This is a genomic window from Neobacillus sp. KR4-4 (assembly GCF_042136325.1).
Classification (GTDB): domain Bacteria; phylum Bacillota; class Bacilli; order Bacillales; family Cytobacillaceae; genus Neobacillus.
Window position 1 is genome coordinate 147958 of record NZ_JBHHJU010000007.1, and the last position, 25118, is coordinate 173075.

The 25118-nt window shown below is 36.6% G+C and carries 21 protein-coding genes; 16 read left to right on the forward strand and 5 right to left on the reverse strand.

From position 1 onward, the window contains the following. Positions 1-19 precede the first annotated feature (19 nt). The 10 genes from ACE198_RS09800 to ACE198_RS09845 all read left to right on the forward strand — a co-directional run bounded on the left by ACE198_RS09800 (position 20) and on the right by ACE198_RS09845 (position 13796). Positions 20-2173, forward strand: coding sequence for an FkbM family methyltransferase (locus ACE198_RS09800; RefSeq protein WP_375375410.1), 2154 nt, complete (start codon positions 20-22; stop codon positions 2171-2173). Next, positions 2174-4300: a CgeB family protein gene (locus tag ACE198_RS09805; protein ID WP_375375411.1), complete on the forward strand. Its 2127-nt coding sequence runs from the start codon at positions 2174-2176 to the stop codon at positions 4298-4300. It begins immediately after the preceding gene. 9 nt (positions 4301-4309) lie between these two features. Then, a complete protein-coding gene (locus ACE198_RS09810) occupies positions 4310-5278 on the forward strand; it encodes a glycosyltransferase family 4 protein (RefSeq protein ID WP_375375412.1) in 969 nt (322 codons plus the stop codon). 61 nt (positions 5279-5339) lie between these two features. After that, entirely contained in the window at positions 5340-6362 is a 1023-nt protein-coding gene (locus ACE198_RS09815; RefSeq protein WP_375375413.1) for a D-glucuronyl C5-epimerase family protein, read from the forward strand. 49 nt (positions 6363-6411) lie between these two features. Continuing rightward, positions 6412-7917: a right-handed parallel beta-helix repeat-containing protein gene (locus ACE198_RS09820; RefSeq protein WP_375375414.1), complete on the forward strand. Its 1506-nt coding sequence runs from the start codon at positions 6412-6414 to the stop codon at positions 7915-7917. 521 nt (positions 7918-8438) lie between these two features. Then, positions 8439-9716, forward strand: a complete 1278-nt coding sequence (locus ACE198_RS09825; RefSeq protein WP_375375415.1) for a nucleotide sugar dehydrogenase — start codon at positions 8439-8441, stop codon at positions 9714-9716. Next, the gene (locus ACE198_RS09830; protein ID WP_375375416.1) at positions 9713-10519 is read left to right on the forward strand and encodes an ABC transporter permease; all 807 of its coding nucleotides are present in this window, start codon (positions 9713-9715) and stop codon (positions 10517-10519) included. The genes ACE198_RS09825 and ACE198_RS09830 overlap by 4 nt, the downstream gene beginning before the upstream one ends. A gap of 16 nt (positions 10520-10535) precedes the next feature. Beyond that, complete coding sequence (locus ACE198_RS09835) at positions 10536-12194, forward strand: ATP-binding cassette domain-containing protein (RefSeq protein WP_375375417.1); 1659 nt, start codon at positions 10536-10538, stop codon at positions 12192-12194. Positions 12195-12222: 28 nt separating this feature from the next. Further along, positions 12223-13371 (forward strand): non-hydrolyzing UDP-N-acetylglucosamine 2-epimerase, encoded by a 1149-nt coding sequence (gene wecB / locus ACE198_RS09840; protein WP_375375418.1) that lies wholly within the window; start codon positions 12223-12225, stop codon positions 13369-13371. A gap of 149 nt (positions 13372-13520) precedes the next feature. Then, complete coding sequence (locus ACE198_RS09845; protein WP_375375419.1) at positions 13521-13796, forward strand: hypothetical protein; 276 nt, start codon at positions 13521-13523, stop codon at positions 13794-13796. A 97-nt stretch (positions 13797-13893) separates the two neighbouring features. Here the strand turns inward: ACE198_RS09845 and ACE198_RS09850 are convergent, their stop codons facing one another. Next, on the reverse strand, positions 13894-14595 hold the full coding sequence (locus tag ACE198_RS09850) for an SH3 domain-containing protein (protein WP_375375420.1): 702 nt from the start codon (positions 14593-14595) through the stop codon (positions 13894-13896). Between the two features lie 269 nt (positions 14596-14864). Here ACE198_RS09850 and ACE198_RS09855 point away from each other — a divergent pair, with 269 nt between their 5' ends. Both ACE198_RS09855 and ACE198_RS09860 read left to right on the forward strand, forming a co-directional pair. After that, positions 14865-16133, forward strand: coding sequence for a dicarboxylate/amino acid:cation symporter (locus tag ACE198_RS09855; RefSeq protein WP_098575090.1), 1269 nt, complete (start codon positions 14865-14867; stop codon positions 16131-16133). Between the two features lie 145 nt (positions 16134-16278). Then, positions 16279-17112: a YitT family protein gene (locus ACE198_RS09860; protein WP_098575089.1), complete on the forward strand. Its 834-nt coding sequence runs from the start codon at positions 16279-16281 to the stop codon at positions 17110-17112. Positions 17113-17175: 63 nt separating this feature from the next. Here ACE198_RS09860 and ACE198_RS09865 read toward each other — a convergent pair whose 3' ends face one another. After that, positions 17176-19224, reverse strand: coding sequence for a molybdopterin oxidoreductase family protein (locus ACE198_RS09865; protein ID WP_375375421.1), 2049 nt, complete (start codon positions 19222-19224; stop codon positions 17176-17178). A 251-nt stretch (positions 19225-19475) separates the two neighbouring features. Here ACE198_RS09865 and ACE198_RS09870 point away from each other — a divergent pair, with 251 nt between their 5' ends. After that, on the forward strand, positions 19476-19973 hold the full coding sequence (locus ACE198_RS09870) for a hypothetical protein (protein WP_098575063.1): 498 nt from the start codon (positions 19476-19478) through the stop codon (positions 19971-19973). Positions 19974-20081: 108 nt separating this feature from the next. On the opposite strand, the gene ACE198_RS09875 is transcribed toward ACE198_RS09870, so the two are convergent. Further along, on the reverse strand, positions 20082-20528 hold the full coding sequence (locus ACE198_RS09875) for a DUF6376 family protein (RefSeq protein ID WP_375375422.1): 447 nt from the start codon (positions 20526-20528) through the stop codon (positions 20082-20084). Positions 20529-20908: 380 nt separating this feature from the next. Here ACE198_RS09875 and ACE198_RS09880 point away from each other — a divergent pair, with 380 nt between their 5' ends. After that, a complete protein-coding gene (locus ACE198_RS09880; protein ID WP_375375423.1) occupies positions 20909-21352 on the forward strand; it encodes a ferritin-like domain-containing protein in 444 nt (147 codons plus the stop codon). Between the two features lie 78 nt (positions 21353-21430). On the opposite strand, the gene ACE198_RS09885 is transcribed toward ACE198_RS09880, so the two are convergent. Then, positions 21431-21712, reverse strand: a complete 282-nt coding sequence (locus ACE198_RS09885; RefSeq protein ID WP_375375424.1) for a hypothetical protein — start codon at positions 21710-21712, stop codon at positions 21431-21433. A gap of 357 nt (positions 21713-22069) precedes the next feature. Here ACE198_RS09885 and ACE198_RS09890 point away from each other — a divergent pair, with 357 nt between their 5' ends. Together ACE198_RS09890 and ACE198_RS09895 are read left to right on the forward strand one after the other, a co-directional pair. Then, positions 22070-22678, forward strand: coding sequence for a transposase (locus tag ACE198_RS09890; RefSeq protein ID WP_375375425.1), 609 nt, complete (start codon positions 22070-22072; stop codon positions 22676-22678). Further along, positions 22663-24147: a YifB family Mg chelatase-like AAA ATPase gene (locus ACE198_RS09895; RefSeq protein ID WP_375375426.1), complete on the forward strand. Its 1485-nt coding sequence runs from the start codon at positions 22663-22665 to the stop codon at positions 24145-24147. The genes ACE198_RS09890 and ACE198_RS09895 overlap by 16 nt, the downstream gene beginning before the upstream one ends. Before the next feature lie 126 nt (positions 24148-24273). On the opposite strand, the gene zupT is transcribed toward ACE198_RS09895, so the two are convergent. Then, the gene (gene zupT, locus ACE198_RS09900; RefSeq protein ID WP_098575058.1) at positions 24274-25089 is read right to left on the reverse strand and encodes a zinc transporter ZupT; all 816 of its coding nucleotides are present in this window, start codon (positions 25087-25089) and stop codon (positions 24274-24276) included. Positions 25090-25118: the final 29 nt, after the last annotated feature.

Sequence of the window (25118 nt, forward strand, 5' to 3'; positions counted from 1 at the left end):
TCAAACGGGGGGAAATTAGGTGGTCACTCAAGAGGTTATAAATCTAAAAGATGGTAATAAAATATGTGTCATCAATGATTATATCGGGAAATTAATAAAAAATTCAAAGGGTTACTATGAAGAGGAATTACTAGTTAATTTTATTGACTATATTCCTTTTAATGCTGTAATTTACGATATTGGTGCAAATATAGGTAATCATACAGTATTCTTTTCAAAATATGTAAAGCCCAAAAAAATCATCTCTTTTGAGCCATCAAAAGAACTTTTTGAAATATTAAAGAAGAATATTCAAATAAATGATATTAATAATGCCCAGTTGATTAATTCTGCAGTTGGAGAAAAAGAAGATAAAGGTGTCTTGAATTTTAATGCAGTTAATTCCGGTGCTTCAGATGTTAATGTAACGGAAAATGGAGATATTCAAATAGTAAAGATTGATGATTTAGAATTAGAAAGTCCAGACTTTATTAAAATTGATGTTGAGGGCTTTGAATATCTAGCACTAAAAGGAATGGATAAGGTTTTACTAGAAAAAGGTCCTCTACTATGGGTCGAAATTCAACCGGAGAATCTATATCAGGTGGATTCATTTTTAAATGAACGGGGATATAGTCTAATTGACCGTTGGTTGGATAATTATATTTATCTTAAACCAAATAAAAAGACTGACTTAGTGCAAATAATAAATCAAATTAAGAATAAACCCTTTCAAAGGTTTAATTCTAAGATAATGGAAATTAATTTGAAATATAGGACCATTACTGAACAAAACAATACCCTCCAAAACAAAATGAAGATGTTGGAAGGTGAATATTTAGAAGAACAAAAGAAAACTACAAAATTAAATAATGAAATTAAAGAATTAAAAATAACAATTCCGCATTTAAAGGAACAACTAGATTTCGTTAAATCAATGGATACAACAGTTCGAGACCAATTAGTACAGAGCATAGACAAAAAATATAAAAATGACCTAAAAAATCATGAAACAAAAGTCAGTGAATTAAATGCTGAGAGGACATTTTTATTAAATAATATTACTGAGTTAAAACAAAAGTTAGAGAAAAGTGAAGAGTATACACTGAGTTATTTTAATGAACATGCAAACTTAGAGATACTAAAAAGCAAATATGAATTGATCCAAAGAGAAAATAATATCCTATTAGATTCTGTAAGGAAAATTGATATTTATAAGAGTGATATAAAGGAATTAGAAAAAGAAGTTAATAAAAAAGCAGCGCACCTTTTGGAAATAACTCATCAAAATGAATTATTAAAACTTAATTCGGGAAAATTGGAAAATGAATTCCGTGAAAAACTTGCACTTGAAAAAAGTTTGAACCAGGAACAGTCAGAAACAATAAAAATATTAAAAGAGCAAATTACAGAATTAGAAAAGGTAGTGAATGAACAGACAGCAAATATTCAGGAAATAACTCATAACAATGAAATATTAAAAGTTGACTCCGAAAAGATGAAAAATGATTTCCTTGAAAAACTTATTAGGGAAAATGAATTGGTTCAGGAACAATTAGTTAAGATAGAGGCACTTGAAGGTAAGATAATGGGGTTAGAAAATTCTTTATTAGAAAAAGAATCAGAAATAGACAACCTTAACTCAGAAAATTACTCTCAAAACCTAAAATTGAATAATCTTCAACAGGAACTTAAGGAAAAGGAAGAAAACCTTATTGTCGTACTTGCTGATCACAAGGAGAAAGAACAAATAATATCAGACCTGAAAAATTCTAATGTGGAATTAATACAACAAGATTTAATATCACAAAAGAAAATTAGCACCATGAAAAATAATAATATTGATATCCAGAATCAATTAAATAAAAATAACGAGACTATTAATATGATCCGCCTTGAAAATGAAAAATTAATTGCGGAAAATGTGGACTTAAAATCAGAATTAGAAAATGAAATTATAGAAAAAATTAAGTTGCTTAATAATGAAGAGTTATTTGCTTTAAAAATTGAGAATGAACTTGTCTTGATTAAAAAAAGTGAGGACGAAAAAGCGGCTTTAAATAATAAAATTAGCAAACTTGAAAAACAATTAGCAAAAATTACCCAAAAATATAACTCACTCAGTAACTCAAAACTTGGGAAAATAACTACGAAGTACTGGGTTATGAGAAAACAATGGATAAGAGGTAAATAAATGGAATCATTAGTGTTAAGTAAATTAAAAAGTTTAGGACAAGAAAAAGCTAAATACAAGAATCGTTTAAAGTCTTTGAACCCAAACTTTGAGTTTTCAAACATAGATGATCATATGAAGATTTTGTTCTCTCATGAAAAGTTTGGGAAAAACGAAAAAATAAATATAAGAAATAAGGAAAACGGAATTGAACTAATCTCAAGTTTAAATAATGATGAATTTCAGTATTTATATATGAGCAATATGGATGAAATAAAATTGATAAATGACTTTTTTAGTAAAAAGAGTACTCGCCGTATCAATCTTACTTTATCTGGTTTTTGTGATAAAACAATTGATATTGAATTTTATATAATATTTATTATGGGAAATGGCGAACGTACAAACTTTAAAGTTATTCCTGGAAAGAACAGTATGTTCACTGTCCCTAATAAGGAAAATGTCGACGCAATTAAAGTAGCAATTAGGGTAAAAGGAAATGGATATTCATATCTGCATAACCCATTTCTATATAGTCAAGAAATAAAGAGTTCCTCAAACAATCTGCCTTCTAAAATTAAAGCTCCAAAAAAAATAAGAGAAATGAATGTAATTTTTATTGGAGACGAGTTTACTACACGGAGTTTTGAACCTGAATTTAATTTAATAAAAGTCACTCCTGAAAACTGGGAGAAAGAATTATCTGTATTGGAACCTGATTTATTTTTCTGTGAATCGGCATGGCTAGGGAATAATGGTGCTTGGCAAAATAAGGTTGGAACTGGTGGTCCCAGAGATAATTCTACATTATTAAATTTAGTCGAATGGTGTAAGGAAAACAATGTACCAACGGCATTCTGGAATAAGGAAGACCCTTTTCACTATAATGCATTTGTAGAAACAGCGAAGCATTTTGATTTTGTATTTACAACAGATTCAAACTCAGTAGCGAAATATACAGCTGATGGCTGTGAGAATGTTTATAGTTTTCCTTTTGCAGCACAGCCTAAATATCATAATCCTATTGAAAAATACAAACGGATAAATAATGTAGTTTTTGCAGGTGCTTACTATGGCGATAAATTTCCTGAAAGAAAACAAGTAATGGATAATATGATTGAGATTTCTGGAAAATATGGTTTAGAAATATACGACCGAAACTTTAATAATCCCGATTCACCCAATCAGTTTCCTAAAGATTTTAAGAACTATATAGTAGGGACATTAAAAGGTGATGAAATTGAAAAGGCATATAAAGGCTATAAACTATCATTAAATGTAAATAGTATCGTAGACTCTCCAACCATGTTTTCGAGAAGGGTGTTTGAAATTATTGCTTCTAACACTCCAGTGGTAAGCTCAGAGTCATTGGGTATTAAAAATTTATTTGGAGATATTGTAATTGCTTCTAATAATTTCAATGAATTACAAGAAAGAATTCAAAAATATTTTGAGGATGACTACTTCTATAAAACTAATCGATTATTAGGTTTAAGGAAAGTTATGGATGAACACACCTATACCCATAGAATTAAAATGATGCTTGAAAAGATGGATATAGGTTTTATTGAAGAGGATCATTGTGTCACTGTAGTGGGTATTGTCAGGTCTAAAGAAGATTATGATGAATTAATGAATCAGTATAATAGACAAGCTTGGAAAAAGAAAAAGCTATTAATATTGTTAGATATTTTCGATGGATATTTAGATATCTTTAATGGTAACAATAACAAAGAAGTAAAAACATTTTTGATAGATTATATTCATAATTATTCGAGTCTAAATGATGTTATTGATACCGATTATTTTGCTGTATTTGATAAAAAACATTATTATGGCGACTCCTATTTAACAGATATGATGCTGTCAACATTATATGTTAAGGATGCAATAATAGTTAAAGGCGAAGGGGAGGAATATACCTTTGCAATGTCTGGACATATTTGTAAGTCACTTATTCGAAAGAAATCTACTGGTTTATTAAATCCGACAGAACTAATAAAAATTATTGAAAATAAGGAACTAAACGAACTGAATGATTGGTTTAAATTTGGAGCAAGGTTTTTTAATATCGATGGTTTTAATTTTATTAGTAATTACAAGGGCAAGAAGAACATTAAAAAGAAAATTAACCAACTAACAATATAGGGTGAAGATATGAAAAAAATTGCTTTTATTGGACATGATTTAAAATTTATTAACCATATAATAAACCATTTGGATGAAAAGTTTGGCTATGAGGTCCGTATTGATGAATGGACCGGGCACGAAGCACATAATGAGGCAAAAAGCCTGGAGATTATTGAGTGGGCAGATATATTATTTTGCGAATGGGGATTAGGCAACGTAGTTTGGTATCAAAAGCATAAAAAAGATCACCAAAAGTTATTTGTTCGCCTTCACCGGTTTGAAATGAACACAAAATACCCACAGATGTTTGATTATGAGAAGATTGATAAATTGATCGCTATATCCCCTTATATTTTTGAAGAATTCCATAGAGTAGCAAAAGTGCCTAGGGAAAAAATGATTGTAATCTATAATGCTGTGGATACTGAGCGGTTTAATAAACCTAAAATAAATGATGATACTAAATTTAATTTGGGAATTATTGGATTTGTTCCTAAATTGAAAAGGCTAGATCGGGCAGTGGAGATATTTGAAGCACTCTATGAGAAAGATAAAAGATACAAATTATATATTAAGGGAAAACACCCAAAAGAGTTCGGTTGGGTGTGGAATAATGCTATTGAAAGAGCCCATTATGATGAAGTTTTTGAAAAAATAGAGAACGCCCCATATAAGAAAAATGTTATTTTTGAAGGATGGGGAGATGTATCTGAATGGCTAAGAAAAATTGGATTTGTTCTTTCTGTAAGTGATTATGAAAGCTTTCATATGGCACCAATAGAAGGAATGGCATCAGGTGCCTATCCTGTCGTTATAAGAAGAGAAGGGGTAAATACAATTTTTCCGAAGGAATATATATTTGAATCAACCTCAGAGGCCTGTTCTTTTATTCATAAAAATCATAAAAAGGCAGTCCTAGAGGAGACTATAAAATCATTTCCCCAAGTCAATTATGGATTAGAAACGGTATGTTCCCAATTAAGAAACCTATTCTAGATATTTAGTAGTCGTCCATTTAACTAATTAAATGAAAAATAAACAGCGAGGATTGGTAAGAATGGTCAAAGATGTAAAGGTTATATTGAATAAAGAAGATAAAATATTACATGGTAAATTCATAAATGATAAATTATATATAGAAGCTACCCCACTTTTTGATGGTCTAAATTGGTACGGGACTTGGGTTAAGGAGTTTGACACATATAAAGTCTCTTATTCTAATGTTAGAGTAAGAGAAATGTCAGAGTATGACTTTAAAGGAATTTACCTAAATTTCGATAAAATCAGTGTAGAAAAGTGGAATGTAAGTTTTGATGAAAAAGGCATTCCTAAAACGAACTTTAGATGGGGGACATATCATTACCCAATTACTATTGCCCATTATGGTCTACAACACCACGGTTTATATTTAATAAGTAATCAAGAAGTAAATAAACAAATATTCCTAAAAGTAGCAGATTGGCTTCTTGAAAATCAAAATGAAAATGGAAGTTGGGCTTCATATTTTGACCATATGTATTATAAAGGTAGAACCCAAGTGATGAATTCCCCATGGTGTTCTTCTTTGGGGCAAGGATTATCTATATCAGTTTTGACAAGAGCATTTCATATAACTGGGGAAAGAAAGTATCTAGATTCAGCATTAGAAGGGTTCAAGATATATGCAATCCCAGTTGAAAATGGTGGAGTCCTTAGAAGGTTTGAGAATGAATATCTCTTTTATGAAGAGTATCCTACTGAACCTGCAAGTTATGTTTTGAATGGCTTTATATATTCCTTACTCGGATTATATGATTTATATAAGACTTCTAATGATGTATTAGTAGAATTTTATTTCTTAGAAGGATTAAAAACCCTTAAACGAATGTTACCATTATATGATTTAGGAAATAGAACAGCGTACGATTTAACCCACTATACAACTGATGGTGGTTTTCCAAATGTTGCAAGATGGGGTTATCATGTAACTCATGTTCATTTACTGATGGCAGTATACGCAATAGATCAAGATCCTAAGGTGAAAACTATTCTTAACAGATGGATAGATTATATTGATGGAAAAACTGTTAGAGAAAATTAGTAACTAAATAAATGGATCCCTGATAATATATTTTTAAATGGGTGATATTGTGAAACGTAGAAATTTCTTAGTCAATTTTATTATTTGGTTCTTATCTTTCGCTTTTGGATATAAGGTTGGAAATGCGGAACGTTTAGACAAGATTATTGAAGAAAAAGACGGATGGTCTAATTCCGAAAATATCAATGAACTATTGGCTGAAAAGGCGAACAAGGTGGATATAGCAACAGTTTTAACGATCTATGTATCAACAACTGGCAATGACAAAAATAATGGTTTATCTAAATCTGCTCCACTTCAAACCGTACAAAGAGCTTTTGACACAATCAAAAATAATTACTCAGTGATTGATGGGAAAATTATAGTGGATTTAGAAGCAGGGAAGTACGAACAATCGGCTTCTATTTCGAATGTGATAAGTAAAAATAGAATTGAAATCATTGGGAAGAAAGATGCAAACGGAATACCTACCGTTAAATTTGATGGTGGGAGGAAAGAAAATCTACCCTATGCGCTGTCTTTTTCGGATTATATGAGTGTAACCGTTCAAGATATAAAAGTACAAAACTTTGCAAACAGTTTGGGACGAAGCGGAATCGTCGCTCAAACTTATACGAATCTTTGGGCAAAAAATGTCCATGTGGAAAATTGTGGTTTTGCAGGGATAAACATGGATATATTTACTCGTCTGTATGTTGAGGGTGGAATCATTGAAAATTGCCGAGTTGGTATAAGGATTTATTCGAATAGTGTGTGCACCATCGGCTTTAACAATCCAACTCAAAGTTACAAAGATCCAAATCACACTATTATTAAAAATTGTACCGAAACAGGCGTGTTACTGTATAACATGTCTACTGGGCATTTGGACTACTCAGAACTAGACGGGAATCGAGTAGGTTTAACTATTCAAAATTCATCTCGCTTACATGTAATGAAAAATTGGATTATAAATTCAAAGGTAGTTGGAGTGAACGTAACCGCTTCTTCCACCTGGTATAATGATGACAACCTATATGAAAATAATGTGCAAGATATTAAACAAGTTGCCTTCAGCACGGAAATTAGCCAGAGTGAAGATTATACACCAATACTAAAAGTTCATCCTACCACCTTTATTGATAAAGTCACACATAAAGGTGTTTTAGGTGAAGTGTCTTTCAATACCATTAACAAAAATCTTATTCATGATCTCAAAGGGGATTCATTTGTTCAAAAGGGGCAAAAACTAAAAGTAACGATTAACGGTTTTTTTCAAGGGGGTGGAACAAAAACTGTTAGCCTTCGTTTAGGAAATGGTTTAATTACTTCCTTCACTTCAGTAAATGATTCTAATAAGAATTTTGTTTTCGAAACTGACCTATATGCAGTGGATGATATTTATGTAAAAGCCATTGGAAAATGGACAGAAGGAAATGTGGCATTTAATACCTTATATTCTAATCTAAAAACTTCCTCTCGTAGAAAAAAGCAAACCTTGACGGTTACAGGAGAATTATTCAATAAAAAGGGCTCGATTGTGATCGAATCTTTTGAGGTTCGAGAAATAGCTTGATGAAGCACAGAGTGATATTCCTATAAACGACAATAAATGAAGAGATTTAACTAAATGGGACAAAAAAACCTGTATTATTTATTGAATTAACAATTATGCGAGTTTACTTTTTTTAATTTTGTTTTATTATTAGTTTTGTTGTCGATTAGTATTTTCCCTTACCATATTAAAGGATCTTTTGTCTTTCGTTTTACGAAATTCAACTTGTTAATTTGGTAATTGATTGTAAAAAGTTTAACCATGTTTTAATTTCCGACAATAAAGTGTAATATTATGTGGTACTTATTTTACATTAAATTACAAAATGTGATAAGGCAAAGTATTAATTATTTTTAGAAAAGTTTGGAATGGAAATACTTTGAATTGTGAAAGATAACATACTCAGGATTACAATTTTTCAGGGAGTTGAAGAACTTTTTGAAATTGGAAATATAAAAGACTATTAAAAAACAAAACAAAACAACTTTTAAAATATATATAGATAGATTAGTAAGTAATATATAAAATTCGGAGGTAAAAAAATGAAAATTTGTACAATAGGCTTAGGATATATAGGTTTACCAACTTCAATCATGTTTGCAAAACATAATGTTGAAGTTGTGGGTATTGACGTTAAGCAGGAAGTAATAGATTCGTTGAATAGCGGAAAAATTCATATTGAAGAACCTGGACTACAAGAAGCCTTAGAGGAAGTAATCGAAAAGGGAACTTTTAGAGCTTCAATGCAGCCAGAGAAGGCCAATGCTTTTATTATTTCTGTTCCAACACCAAATCATAATGACCAGTACAAGTCATGTGATCTTACGTATGTAGTTAGTGCAGTTAATTCAGTGTTGCCTTACGTAGAAAAAGGAAATGTTATTATTGTCGAATCTACTATTGGGCCACGCAGTATGGATGATGTAGTTAAACCTTTAGTAGAGGCTGCCGGTTTCGTTGTGGGTAAAGATATTTTTCTTGTTCACTGTCCAGAAAGAGTATTACCTGGTCAAATCATGCATGAACTTATTTATAACAATCGGATTGTTGGTGGGATTACACCAGAATGTACCGAAGCTGGGGCAATGGTGTACAGTACCTTTGTAAAAGGTGAAATTATCAAAACGAATGCTAAAACCGCAGAGATGTCTAAGTTAATGGAAAACACATTTAGAGATGTTAATATTGCTTTGGCAAATGAACTAGCGAAAGTATGTAATGAGTTAGAGATAAATTCACTAGATGTTATTAATATGGCAAACAAGCATCCTCGTGTTAATTTGCATACACCTGGTCCTGGAGTAGGTGGGCATTGTTTAGCAGTTGATCCATATTTTATTGTTGCTAAAGCTCCTGAGACAGCTCAGTTAATTAATCTATCACGTTCTATCAATACTTCTATGCCAGAATATGTTGTAGAAAATGTTAATAAACTAATGAAAAATGTAGATGGTAAAGTAGTAACAGTATTTGGTTTAACTTATAAAGGAAATGTTGATGATATCCGAGAAAGTCCTGCGATGGAAATTTATGAAATGCTTAAAGAGCAAGGTCAATTTGAAGTAAGAGCTTATGATCCACATGTTCAACTTAATTGGGTTATTGCAAGCATGGAAGAAGCCGTAAGCGGTTCTGATTTAATCGTTGTACTTTCTGATCATGATGAATTTAAATTATTTGGGGAAACTGATTTAGTGAAAATGAATAATAAAAGAATTTTTGACACAAAGAATGTGGTTACGGCTGTTTCTAGTGATGTTGAATATATGAACTATGGAAATTTATATGAATTTCTAAAGAAGGAAGCTAGCCTTGTATGAACTTTATCTGGCAAATCATGAAGGAACAACTTCTTCATTTGAATTTGATATTTAGATTAAGTTTTTATGAAGAAAAAAGTAAATATACGATGCATTATTTAGGTGCCTTTTGGCAATTATTTAATCCTATTATTCAGATTGGTATTTATTGGTTTGTCTTTGGTTTTGGAATAAGAGGTGGGGGGTCTTCTGTAGGAGAGACCCCGTTTTTCTTGTGGCTTATAGCTGGCATCGTACCATGGTTGTTTATTAATTTAGCAATAACACAAGGGTCGAATAGTGTTTATTCTAATATAAACTTAGTTTCGAAAATGAAATTTCCTGTTAGTGTATTACCATCTATAAAAATTGTAGGAAATTCTTTTTCCTTTTTTATCATGATGATCCTTACACTGGCAATAATTTTTTTCAATAAAAGTTTCCCAGGGATCTACCTAATACAATTACCTTATTACTTGCTTTGCTTATATTCTTTACTGTATGGATTAACTTTATTATTATCAACGTTTACAACCATTATTAGAGACATACAAACAATTGTGCAATCAATTATGAGGCTAATGATGTATGTTTTACCGATTGTCTGGAATGTAGACAGTCTGCCAGGCCCTATTCTAAAAATACTTCAACTAAATCCATTTTTCTACATTATTGAGGGGTTTAGGTACTCTTTATTAGGCGGAGGTTGGTTTTTTAATGACTTAGCCTACAGTTTGTATTTTTGGACTATTAATTTATTAATTTTATTCATTGCTTCAAGTTCACATTTGAAATTTCGTCATAAGTTTGTTGACTATATTTAATTGGAGGCTTTAAAAAATGAGGCCGAAAATAGCTTTTTCTAATGTATCAAAAAGTTTTAGTTTATATAAAAAACAGTCCGATAAATTAATGGAGATTATCTCATTTAAAAATAATAAGGATAGCTTTTATGCCTTGAAAAACCTATCATTTGAGATTTATGAAGGGGAAGCCATTGGTATTGTTGGTCTTAATGGCTCAGGGAAATCCACCCTTTCTAATTTGCTCGGACAAATTATCCCACCGTCTTCCGGAGAAATAGAAATTAATGGAGAAACCTCTCTAATTGCTATTGCAGCGGGTTTAAATAACCAATTGACGGGATTAGAAAACATTAATCTAAAGTGTTTAATGCATGGTTTAAGTAAGTCAGAGATTCAAAAGCTAAAATCCGATATTATTGAGTTTGCTGATATTGGAAAATTTATTAACCAGCCTGTGAAAAACTATTCAAGTGGGATGAAGTCCCGTTTGGGCTTTGCTATATCTATTCACACCAATCCAGATATATTAATTGTTGATGAAGCCCTTTCGGTGGGAGATCAGACTTTCTATCAAAAGTGTCTGGACAAGATGAATGAATTTAAAAGTAAAGGGAACACGATTGTCTTCATCAGTCATTCAATCTCACAGGTTCAGGCATTCTGTGACCGTGTGATGTGGATTCATTTTGGTAGAATGGAAAAGTTCGATGAGGCTAACGTTGTTATTAAAGAATATAGTGAGTTTATTAAATGGTTTAATGCCTTAACCGAGACCGAAAAGAAAGAGTACCGGACAAAAATGCTTGGACGGCAATATATAGAAGAAGCCCCGGTTGTAGATAATCATTCCGGAAGACAAGCAAAACTAAAGAAAAAGAAACAGGTAAAAAATAATAGCAATTTTCTTTTTTCTTTGCAATTCATCTTACTTTTTCTAGCGGTAATCATTAGTGCTTCCTTTATGTTTGGTATCCAGCCAGTCAAAGGAATTGAAAGATATCTTGATGATTTTTTAATAAAGGATCCCATTCCTGCAGAAAAGACAAAAAAGGTCAGTGAAGAAGGTAAAAAAGAAAAACCGCAAGAATCTAGAGCAAAGGAAGTAAATAAAGACGGTATGGTGATTACTGGGCATTCAGACCTGTACAGTGACTATGAAATGAAAACTCCCAGCGAACCGATGAAGTTCACTCAAAAACTACGTGTTTTAGAGCAAAAGGGAAATTCCTATAAAGTAAGAACAAATAATGACACAATTGGTTATACTAATGTTGATAATATTAAAATATTGGAAGAGGATATTCCAGTCACTCAAAAGGAAATAGAGGAGTTTCTCCCTCTATTTCCTGTGAGATTCTCCAATGCTTATGAATACTTTCTTACCTGTCTCAATTCAGACTATGAAGAGGTTAAATCAAAGTTAATTGGCTTAGATGATGAGAAGATTCTTGATAATGGTATGAAAACGCTGACTTATTCCGTTTATAGTGCTCAGTTTTCAATAAACCAAGAGAATAAAGCTGAATCCATTAATATTAGCAATATTGATACAACCAAAGAACAGTGGGATCAATTAAAGGAAAGTGCATCGCTTATTTCAAACGATTCCCTTTATTACTATTTTAAAACTAAAAAGTATGAGATCGTTTTAGATCTTCATAATAATAATGTTACTATTTCATTAAATAACTAATGAAATACGGAAAATGAGGGAGCTAGTCATGAATCAAAAAATTAAAGTAATGACCATATTCGGGACGAGACCAGAGGCTATAAAAATGGCGCCTTTAGTTAAGGAACTAGAAAAGAACTATGAAACGATTCAATCAATTGTGACTGTAACAGCACAGCATCGGCAAATGCTGGACCAAGTGTTAGAAATATTTGAAATCATTCCCGATTATGACTTGAATATTATGAAAGATCGCCAGACATTAACGGATGTAACGATGAGAGCTCTAGAAGGATTAAACCAAGTACTTCAGGAAGCAAAGCCAGATATCGTTCTGGTTCATGGGGATACCACTACTACATTCGTAGCAAGTTTAGCTGCCTTTTATAATTCTATTCCAATCGGCCATGTAGAAGCGGGTCTACGTACTTGGAACAAGTTCTCTCCTTATCCAGAAGAGATGAATCGGCAACTTACTGGAGTTATGGCTGACCTTCATTTTGCTCCTACTGCTGTTTCAAAGAAAAATTTGTTACAGGAAAACAAATCCGAGAACAATATATTTGTAACAGGAAATACGGCAATTGATGCCTTGAAAACAACGGTCAAACCACAGTACTCTCATCCAATTTTAAAACAATTTGGACAGGACCGGTTAATATTAATGACGGCTCATAGAAGAGAAAACTTGGGTGAACCAATGGAAAATATGTTTCGAGCGATTCGAAGATTGGTTGAAAAACATCATGATGTTCAAGTGGTCTATCCAGTACATATGAATCCAGTAGTACGCCAAATTGCCGATAAGATTCTAGGTCAGAACAGTGGGATTCATTTAATTGAGCCATTAGATGTAATCGACTTCCACAATTTTGCATCTAGAGCTTACTTGATCTTAACTGATTCAGGTGGAGTTCAAGAGGAAGCACCATCATTGGGAGTACCTGTATTGGTCCTTAGAGATACTACTGAACGCCCGGAAGGTGTTGAGGCGGGGACGTTAAAGCTTGCAGGAACTGATGAAGAAGTTATTTTTAACTTGGCAGATGAGCTGTTAAGTAATGAAGAGGCTCATGATGCGATGGCAAAAGCCTCCAATCCATACGGGGATGGAAATGCTTCTAAAAGAATTGTTGATGCTATCCTATATTATATGAAAACTACTGAAATTAGACCCAAGGACTTGGGTGAATTATAGTGAAAAAAGGTCTGTATTGGAACAGACCTTTTTTTACCGGAAATGATTGTTTTTGACAAAAAAATCACCCTGCAATTAACAAATTTCATCAAATTATGAACGGAAGGTGTGAAATAATTAAGATGTAAATTTGGAAGGGGTTGTTTAATTTGGTTTATTTAAAAGATCCTGTATGCATAAAAGAAGCACTATCCATTGCTTTAGAGTTACTGCCGGACAATAAATATTGCCAATTAAAAGAGTTTGTTGCATTAATCCCTAGTATCGTTGGCCGTACTAATTGGGAGATTCCCGAGGAACTGAAAGAGGATCTAAACCGTTGTATTAAGGAGTTTAAACCGTCTAAAATCTATTTCTGGCTAAGGGAAGACTTTAAAAATGCCTTATACGATATGGAAATACAACTGAATCAAAAGATTTCATAATAGTATAGATGGAAGTGTAGAGCAGCCATCCATAAAAAAAGAGCATCACAAGTTTGCTAGTGATGCTCTTTTATTGTTTAGTTGGATGCATAAACGATTACTTTTTCTTCAAACTTACTAACTCCATGACGGTTATTCCGTCACGTACTGTTTTCACCTGCCCGATATTTTTCGCATAGTAGTAAATATACCCAGAATCTTCCTTTACCTCGATACAGTTTTTAAACGTCCCAGCTGGCGTTTTCACCGTCCTTTTTAAGGAGGTAATCCGAGCTTGTCCTTCTCCCTCATAGCCGATATCCCATTTCAGGCCGACCTTCGCAGGATATTTGATATCGATATAATATTCGGAGTCAATATACCCGGTATAGAGTCCTTTACTGTCTTCGCCGACAATGAATTTTTGCTTATCAGAAGAAGTGGCGTAGTACCAAATATCCCAAGAATCATATTTTTTTCCTGTCGGGATTAATTGGTAGCTTCCTTCCGTCCCTTTATAGGTATAGACTTTGGTCTTATCGATCAAGAAGCTGGCCCGTTTGGTAATAAACTTCAAATACTTTGTGGACACATACGCTTTTTTAGACTTGTATTTAATTTGCGACCAGCCCGATTTGGTTTTCGAATAAACTGTTACTTTGGTGCCTTTTTTGAGGACGCCTTTTTTCTTGGAATGCGTCGTAGGCTTTTCACGTACATTTAGCGCTTTCGTATTTACGGTTGCAGAAGATGTAGAGGCTGCGTAGGAAACCGTTTGAAAAGGTATGAGGATCGTTAGGAACAGTGTTAGTGCAATCAATACTTTTATGAATTTTTTCAGAATAATCCCTCCATTTCTATCTTAATTGTATGGAAGGGAGTTCTATTAATAAATGAATATAAATACAAAAATATAGACAATATCCGTGCTTGTCCGTGTTCGAAATTTGTAGATTTATAGGGGATGTGCATTTTTGTTAAAGTATTTTTCGTTCATAAGTTTCAAGGTTTAGACTTAATTGCTCATTTACCTGTCCGTCGAACTTAGGTATGATTTTCATAGGTACATATTGAAGGGCTGTGAAAGGTTTGAAATTATTCTATAAAAATTATCGATTTACCCTTATCTTGCTAACTGCTATTATCGTGGGCGGGGCGGCAGGTTTGATATTTGGACCAAAGGCTGCACTTGTTAAGCCGTTTGGGGATTTATTCTTAAATTTAATGTTCATGATGATCGTCCCATTAGTGTTTTTCAGCATTGCTTCTGCGATTGCCAATATGAATGGGATGAAACGGCTTGGAAAAATCATGGGCAGTATTTTGGTTGTGTTCTTAGTAACAGCTTCAGTGGCAGCGATTTTGGGCTTAACAGGCGCCTCCATCATTCATCCGATTGAACATGCCGATATCGCTTCGATTAAAGCGGTAATGAGCCAAACATCTTTTGAGAATAATCCTGAGAAATTGTCGTTTCTTGACCATCTCGTTGCCACCTTTACTGTAGGAGATTTCAATTTATTGTTATCAAGAAGTAATATGCTGCAATTGATTGTCTTTTCGCTGCTATTTGGGATTTCCACTGCGATGGTTGGGGAAAAAGCAAAACCTGTGGCTAACTTTTTATCGGCTGCAACGGCAGTCATGATGAAGATGGTCAGTATTATTATGTACTATGCACCGATTGGACTAGGCTGTTATTTTGCTACGGTGATTGGTGAACTTGGGCCGCAAATTCTAGAGGGGTATGCCCGCTCCTTTGTATTATATCTGATACTTGCCGTGATTTATTATTTCGGATTCTTCACCCTGTATGCCTTTATTGCCGGGGGCAAGGACGGTGTGAAGGTTTTTTGGAAACATGCGATTACACCATCGGTTACAGCGATTGCCACTTGCTCAAGTGCTGCATGTATTCCGGTCAACTTGGCCACCGTTCGAAAGATGGGGGTGCCAAAGGATATCGCCGAAACGATTATTCCGCTTGGTGCGAATACGCATAAGGATGGATCCGTGTTTGGCGGTGTGCTGAAAATCGTCTTCTTATTTGCGTTGTTCGGGAAGGATTTAACGAGTATCCCGAATATTTTAAGCATCTTAGCGGTTGCCTTTTTAGTCGGTGCGGTGATGGGGGCGATTCCTGGCGGCGGGATGATTGGTGAGATGCTAATTATCAGTGTGTATGGCTTCCCGCCAGAAACCTTGCCCATTATCGCCGTAATCAGTACGATCATTGATGCCCCGGCGACACTGCTCAACTCCACCGGAAACACCGTGTGTGCAATGCTCGTCACACGCTTAGTCGAAGGGAAGAACTGGTTGAACAAAGCCTTTAAAAGCGAAGAACTTGGTGCCTGACACCATCAAATGATGAAAAAATGCTGCGAGAATGATTGGGTTCTTGCAGTATTTTTTTTGTTTCTTATGGCGCAAATGTTAATTGATGGCTAACATTTCTTAGGGTAAGATTAGGTGATATAAGGAGAAACAAAGGATGGTTTTTATGAAGAGGACGGTAAAGGATATTTTATATATTTTACTAGGGGCGCTCATTTTTGCCTTAGGGGTCAATTATTTTACGATTCCCAATCATCTTTCAGAAGGCGGCATTTTAGGGATTACGATTATTGCCCACTATTTGTTTGACTGGTCACCAGGTGTCGTAAATTTTGTCTTGAATGTGGCGCTGTTAGCGGTGGGGTATAAATTTTTTGAAAAAAGAACCTTTATATATACGCTAATTTCGATTGCAGCCTGCTCGTTGTGTTTGTATGTAACGGAGGATGCTGGGCATCGACTGACCGAGGATACATTTTTGGCATCGATCTTTGCTGGTTTGCTGGTTGGAGTAGGGTTGGGGCTGATTTTCCGGACGGGAGGAACATCGGGAGGATCAACGATTTTAGCAAGACTGACCAACCAATTGCTAGGCTGGAGCATCGGCAAGGGGATGCTGATTATTGACATTGTAGTCGTAGTGGGATCGATTTTCATTATCGGATTAGAAAAAGGGATGTATACGCTGTTGATTGTGTTTATTGGGGCGAAAGCGATCGATTTCATTGTTGAGGGATTGGATGAAAAGGTAGCCGTACTGATTATTTCGAATACGCCGGAGCAGGTGTTGACCAATATTACGAGTCGAATGTCCCGAGGGTTAACGGTGCTAGACGGGCGCGGCGGCTACACAGGGCAGAACAGAGAAGTCCTTTACATCGTCATCAATAAGCAGGAAATCGTCCAACTGAAAAGTATAATAAAAGAAACAGACAAGAACGCCTACGTCACCGTCCACAATGTCCACGAGATGATTGGGCATGGATATAAGGCGAGTTAAGTTTAAGTTTAATTTTAAGTTTAAGTTGGTGCCTGACACCCAAATTGGTGTCAGGCACCATTTTTATCTTTTTGATACACTTACACGCCCTGAGAAGAAGGTGGCGCCGCCGCCCATATCGGCGATTCGGTCGGGAGTAAGTGCGTTTACTAGCTGTTTCGCGTCGGCATTGGCTGTATCGGCCCAAAGACCTTGCGTCACCACGACTCCTGGCAGGACTTGCTCACCCACAGAAACCTTCAATTCACATTCACCGCGCTGGTTCCAGATTCGAACCATATCGCCATCTTCAATTCCCTCCGATAAAGCATCAAGATGATTCATATAGACTTTCGGCTCTTTTTCCAATGTCATATGTTTTTGATTGTTGGAAAAGGTAGAGTTTAAGAAATTATGATTTGGGCCCGGAACAAATTGGTATCGGTGGTCCCCATTGTCCTCTAAAGGTATGTAAGTTGGCAATGGGGGATACCCATCCTTTTTCATCTTCTCAGAAAATAATTCAATTTTTCCACTAAGGGTTGGCAGTTTGCCAGGAAATATCGGTTTTACCTTGGCCTTCATGAATGTTTGTTCCACTAATGATTCATAGCTAATCCCGTTTAAATAAGGGTTGCGTGGATTATCCAAGGCTTGTGCAATCATCACCGCTTCCGTTTCCTGAAAGAGTGGTTCCGTGAAATCCATCCCCTCGGCAAGCAATCGGAACACCTCAACATTGGATTTTGACTCAGCAAATGGTTCAATGATCGGCTGCTGCAACTGAATGTAGTGATGCCAATACGATGTGTACATGTCAGTGTTTTCAAAAGAGGATGTTGCCGGTAAAACGATATCCGCATATTTGGCTGTTTCGGTTAAAAATAAATCATGGACCACCGTAAATAAATCTTCGCGCGCTAGACCTTTTCTGACTTTATTTGTATTAGGTGCTACCACGGCAGGATTTGAGCCGTACACATAAAGTGACTTCACTGGCGGTTCTAGAGCAAGTAACGTGTCACCGAGAAGGTTCATATTGATCACGCGGGTCTGTTTATTTTTCAATAGATCCGGTCGTTGCAAGTGCACGGTATTCGGTGCCAGATAGGCCGAATTTCCTTTGATTGCACCGCCGCCTTTGACAAGCCATTGGCCTGTAAGGGCGGGAAGGCAGGAGATTGTCCGGACGAACATGCCGCCATTGTCATGATGCTGGGGACCATTACCGATGCGAATAAACGCAGGTGATGTTTCACCGTACATGCGGGCCAGTTTGTATATATCCTCTACTGGGACACCTGTGATCGCAGAAACGGTAATTGGGTCATATTGGATGACATGCTCACGCAGTTCCTCGTGACCGATTGTATACTTTTCTAAAAAGTCTTGGTTGACCAGGTTTTCGGCAAATAGAATGTGCATCATTCCCAAAGCGAGGGCACTGTCCGTGCCAGGCAAAATCGGAATAAACCAATCTGCTAATCTGCCAGTTTGATTTTTGAGAACATCAATAACGATGATTTTAGCCCCGTGTTGTTTCCGGGCTTTTTGAGCAAGGGCGACTTGATGCATGTTGGTGCTGGCCGCATTAATTCCCCAAAAAATGAAGAGCTTTGAATCAACTGTATCTTCCGGGTCGATGCCGATGCTGCCGCCCATGGTGTACTTATAGCCTTCTGAGCCTGCTGCGGAACAAATGGTTTGATCTAATCGGGAAGCCCCGAGTCGATGGAAGAAACGGCGGTCCATTCCCTCGGCATTAAGCCGGCCCATGTTTCCGTAAAAACTGTAGGGAAGGATGCTTTCCGGTCCGTTAGATTCTATTAAATTGCTCCACCGGGAGGTAATGGTCTCGATCGCTTCCGCCCAGCTGATTCGTTCGAACTTGCCTTCACCTTTAAGGCCGGTGCGTTTTAGCGGGTATTTCAAGCGATTTTCATCATAAATCCGTTCTGTCATATTTCGGACTTTGTTGCAAATATGCCCTTTGGTGACCGGATGTTCGGGGTCACCCTCCACTTTAATAATTCTCCCATTTTCCTTATGTAGAAGTAACCCACACTGATCCGGACAATCAAGCGGGCAAACCCCATGAAAAATACCTTCCCGTTCCTGAATAAAAGAACTCATAGCCCTATCCATCTCCTTTCGTGTTTGGTGTAAGTGTTTGGTGTAAGTGTTTGGTGTAAGTGTTTGGTGTAAGTGTTGGTGTAGAGTTTGGTGTCAGGCACCGCTCGTGGACAGCTGTCCCTCTGGGGGAGACACTCCCCGCGTGTTAAATGCTAATTTCTAATATTGCTACTATCATAACATCAAATTCTTGGATATGAACAAATATGGTATGCTATTTTTAGTGGCCATCGAGAGGCGGGGATTGGTTTATGAAGAAATGGAGAATGCTGGGAGTGGCGATTATGCTGGTATCACTAATGGCGGCATGTGCCCAAGAGATACCTCACACCAACACATCCAAAGATAATGTCATCGTTTTAGATAAAGAAACAATCAAAGGATTTGAAAAGGGGATTCTGGTGGGAACGCCGCTGCGATTAGATAAAAAAATCCACTTAGCAGATGTCGAAAAAGTTTGGGGCAAATATGAAGAAATGCATGATCACGAAGATATCCATACCTATGTCTATACGATAAAAAATCGACGGGTCGTAATTGATGAAGATGAATTAAAAACACTTTACATGTTTCACGTCGAGATTGGAATCACCAGAGAAGAGATTTTAGCGAAAATGGGGAACCCGACAAAAGGGAAAAAGACAGGGAAAACGCTTGTGTATCAAAAAAAGGATTACCGGGTCACCTTCGGATCTATTGATGATAAAACGTGGAATTTAATCTTGTATAAGGTACCACAAGATCATTAAGCCTATTTTATTTAGGAGAATACAAAAAATGAAATGGGCCACATTGAGAAGTTCCATTCAATGTGACCACATTCATAGAATACTTAAACTAAGGGTTCGAATTCGCTGTTACTGACCAAGTTGTTTTATTTGATCAAGGATGTTGCTTATTTCTTGGACACTTTGAAAAATTTCTGTGTTTTTAAGGGTAGAAGGGTCGAGTAACCCGTTATGGATATTTTTTAAATATAGATCTATGCCAGCAGTTAATTTGTTGTTTTGGTCAACAAGTTGCTGATGTAAGTCGGCTGCTATTTCCGGTGCTTGAAGTTTATTGAATGAATTGATTTCTTGTTTCATTTCTTGAAGCATCGTTTGCAGTTTTTTTGTGGCCTGCTGATCGCTTACGGCTTGTTGCGCAATAGATGGAGCATCATTTGCAAAAGCTGTCGCTTTATTTAGATAGTCCGATGCATCATTTACATAGGAGAGAGTATCCTTCGCCTCATTTAGCATGGAGCAGCCACTCAGGATAAAAAGAATCGCCGCGGCTAAACCTAATACCTTCATTTTCATGTAGAAACCTCCGTTTTATCAGATTTTGTATGGGAAGAGTATGCTGAGTTAGGACCCGAACGTGATACTAAGTAAATCTACGTCCGTAAATAATCCAATCATTATCATATGGTTTGAGATTTATTTCGTTGCTGATGCATAAGCAGTTTAGGAAGCTAATATCAATAAAAATAGTAAGTACTTTGATTCGTTAGAAATTCCGCTTACTTCTGAAAGCATCCCTTAACCCATTCTTTCTAAAAGTGTAAAATCCTAAACGGGTGTCAGGCACCATCGTTGATATTTTCATATTGTTTTTAGTGAAAAGTACAGAATAGTAAGCACCCTAGAGTCTCGTCTCACGTAGGATATTTTTGAGAGAAAACGGGGGAGGTTTTACTATGTATCCGTACACGAATTATTACGATGCTTTATATAGACAAAATAATAAATTGATTAGAGAAGTGGAAAAAGCGATTCATGGTGAGTACAACGCTATCCATTGTTATAGCAAATTAGCAAAATTAGCTTCCAATGAGAAGGAGAAAGGTCAAATCCTTGAAATACGCCAAGATGAAATAAAACACCATAAACAATTTGAACACATTTATACTCAGCTAACCGGACGAAAGCCACAACAACCAAAGCTCAGCGAGGAATGTCCTGATGTTTACCTAAATGGACTAGAATTTGCCTTGCAAGATGAGCAACTCACGGTGGATTTTTACCTGGAAGTCGCTGATGGTACTTCGGATCCAACTATAAAAGAAGCATTTCGAAGAGCGGCCGCCGATGAGCAAAATCATGCAGTCTGGTTCTTGTACTATTATGCTAAAAATAAGTAAAATTGGTATAGTTAAGGTCAAAAAACCACCCTTGTCACTGATGGCAAGGGTGGTTTTGAGTGTGCGTATTAGTGGTTATTAATCCCCGCCGCTGTCTCCACCGGAATCCCCGCCAGAATCCCCGCCAGAATCGGTATCGCCATTATCATTCGAGTAGTCTGAATCATTGTGATAATCATTTACATAATCATTGCTATCAGATCCTTTTGGTCCTTTTCCAATACTCGGAAAGATAAAAAAGGCCGCGATTATAGCTAAGGTTCCAAAGAACTCCTGCACTCCAAAAATAAGATAAATCCCATAGATGAGAAGCAATCCACCCAACAGCCATTGAATGATTCTTACCGCGTTCAGAGACAACCACCCCCAAATAAAAAGTAAGAAAAATAAAGCCATACAAAATAAATATTACATTTTAGGTCTTTTTATACATCTTTTATGGTGTTATGGTGATAAATGGTGTCAGGCACCATACGTGGACACTTGTCTTTGCTGGGTGGACAAAAGGTGTGGTGCTGAATGTTATTTGGTTATCGTGAATTTTGGTGTGTTGTGCAGGATTTTGGGAAGTGGTGTCGAATCAATGTTTTAGTGGTATACTTTTTCGTTTCCTGTATGGGGGAGCGGTCTTTCCCACATCTTCACACATCTACCCCTATCTCCCTCGATTCCACCTGTTTTTATCCCGCCCCATTAATTTTTAAGGAGTGATTTACAATGGTTCGCAGTGTTCGCCTTTGGTACAAAGGTGCGAAGTATCATGTTACGAGCAGAGGCATTAGAAGAAGTTCCCTTTTTTTCGACAATGATGATTTTGAGAAGTATCTGGCCCTATTGAAAGAAACAAAAGAGCGTTATCCCTTTAACCTTCACACATACTGCTTAATGACGAATCATATCCACCTGCAGCTTGAAACACTAGAAACCCCGCTAAGTACAATCATGAAACATCTCAACACTAAATTCGCTAAATATATTAATAAAAAATATAATTTCTCTGGTCATGTGTTCGAAAAGCGATACGGTGATGTACTTCTTAATTCTCCTGAATACGAGATAGACGTAAGTAAATACATTCATTTAAATCCAACTTCAGCAGGGATGGTGGTAAATCCTGAGGATTATCCTTGGAGCAGCTGCCGGGCCTATATCTTCGGTGAGAGTATCCCTTTAATTGACCCCCAACCACTTCTTTCCTATTTTCCCGATCCGCCCCTTTCACACTATGAAAATTATCTAAACGCACTATCCACAGACAAGTTTTTTTGGGAAGATGGAAAAATTCACATGCTCGATAAGGAGGATGTGAGATGTGGGCTAAAGTAACGAGTATCGCCTTAAAAGGATATCGTGTAAATGTAGAGGTTGGCTCTTATGTAGGGAACGATTCCTTTAAAATTGTCGGTCTGCCGGATGCGGCGGTGAAGGAATCCAAGGAGCGTATCATTGCTGCGCTTCGAACATTAGGCTATCATCTATCAGGCCAGAAAATTACCATTAATTTATCACCTGCAGATCAAAAAAAGTATGGTTCCATGTTTGATTTGCCGATGGCGATAGCGGTTCTGCAGAGTTTGCATGAACTCGATATAATAGTTGCCGAGGATACAGGATTCCTGGGAGCATTATCGTTAGATGGCTCCATTCAGCCAGTCGAAGGGATGCTGCCTGCTATCCTTGCTGCAAAGAAACTAGGGATCCAAAAGCTTTATATCCCTTTTAATGAAGAATTGCCTGTATTAGAACTTGAACCAATGGAAATTATCTATGTTTCTAGTTTGCAGGAGGCAATCTCACATCTTTCAGGACAATGGGTTCCTTCTTATAAAAAAAGACAAAAGGACGAGAGATTTACCAGCATTACTTATTTAGATATGAAGCAGATTATAGGGCATAAAGGGGCCAAGCACGCTTTAGAAATTGCAGCGGCAGGAGAACATCATGTGTTACTGACTGGCCCGCCCGGTTGTGGAAAAAGCATGTTAGCTGAATCTTTCCCTTCTATTTTGCCTTCACTAACTAAAGAGTCGTTACTTGAGGTTATCAGTTTGTATCAATTGAGTCAGAATTCTTATCCCCCATCCAATATGCCGCCTTATCGAAATCCGCATCACTCCGCTTCAGGAGTTTCTATTATCGGAGGAGGACAATACCCAAAGCCGGGTGAAATATCGTTAGCCCATCGTGGTGTTTTGTTTCTTGATGAAATCGGGGAGTTTTCGAAAAAAACTTTAGATATGCTCCGTCAGCCATTAGAAAATGGGTTGATCATGATTAGTAGAACGCATGCGACCATTACATACCCAGCATCGTTTATATTAATCGCAGCGATGAATCCATGCCCCTGTGGCTATGAAGGTTCAAATACGCATTATTGTACTTGTACAAGGAAGCAAATAAAGGCTTACCAGAATAGGCTTTCTGGCCCGCTTAGGGATCGTTTTGATATTAATCTTACTTTAGGGCCGATTGATTTTAACTCTGCTGTATATGAAAAGGAAGGTGAGTCCTCTAAAATTGTCCGGGAACGAGTGGAGGAGGCGAGGGACAGACAATATGATCGATATGGGAGAGAGGTTTGTAACGGAAGAATCCCCTATGAAATCCTATTGGACAAAAGCCCTTTAACCGGTGTACAACAATCTAGGTTACAGCGACTAGCTCTTAAAAATAACTGGAGTAACCGGACACAAATCAAAATTATCCGCCTAGCTCGTACCATCTCAGATCTGCAATCAAGCCGTCCCATAACCGACCAAAGCATATGGGAAGCCATCCAGTTGAATGAGGTGTGAACGCCCAGATAACAGGACAGTATGGAGCAGCGACCTTCATAAATTAGGTGTCAGGCACCATGTGAAAAATTCACATGGTGCCTGACACCTACACCAACATCCCCAACACCAGCCGACCGCAGTCTCTTATATAAACAATAACAGGCTGAGGGCCATTACTGCCATTCCTCCCATTAATCCGTAGATTGATAGATGTGCCTCGTCGTATCTTTTTGCAGCGGGCAGTAATTCGTCGAGGGAGATGAAGACCATGATCCCGGCAACCGCTGCAAAAATAATTCCGAACATGATTTCGTTTAGAAACGGCATTAAGAATAGGTAGGCGGCTAATGCCCCGACTGGTTCAGATAAACCAGACAAGAATGATAGTTTAAAGGCCCGCTTTTTATCCCCTGTCGCAAAATAGACAGGAACAGAAACGGCAATGCCCTCTGGTACATTGTGAATCGCAATCGCAACGGCAATGGCAATCCCAAGGGCAGGGTCTTGCAGCGCCGAAGTGAAGGTGGCAATCCCTTCCGGAAAGTTATGAATTCCGATTGCGAGGGCTGTAAATGTGCCCATTTTTAACAAATCTGGTTTTTCTCCAGTACTCGTACTTCCTCCCCTCGTCATGTCCTCTACTTTCTTTAGTTCATGGGGGTTACTTTGCTTGGGAATAAATTTATCAATGCTGGCGATCAACAGCATCCCAGCAAAAAATCCACCGACCGTTAACCAGTTTCCTAATCCAACGCCCAAGGAATCTACAAGAGCTACCTTGGCCTTTACAAAAATCTCAACCATCGACACATAGATCATCACACCTGCAGAGAATCCGAGAGTTACTGATAAAAATTTAGTATTGGTATGTGAGGTAAAGAACGCAAGGAGGCTGCCAATTCCTGTTGCCAGTCCTGCAAACAATGTTAACCCAAAAGCTAATAACAGATTTTCAGTCACTGTGATCACTCCTTCATGAACTGAATTCC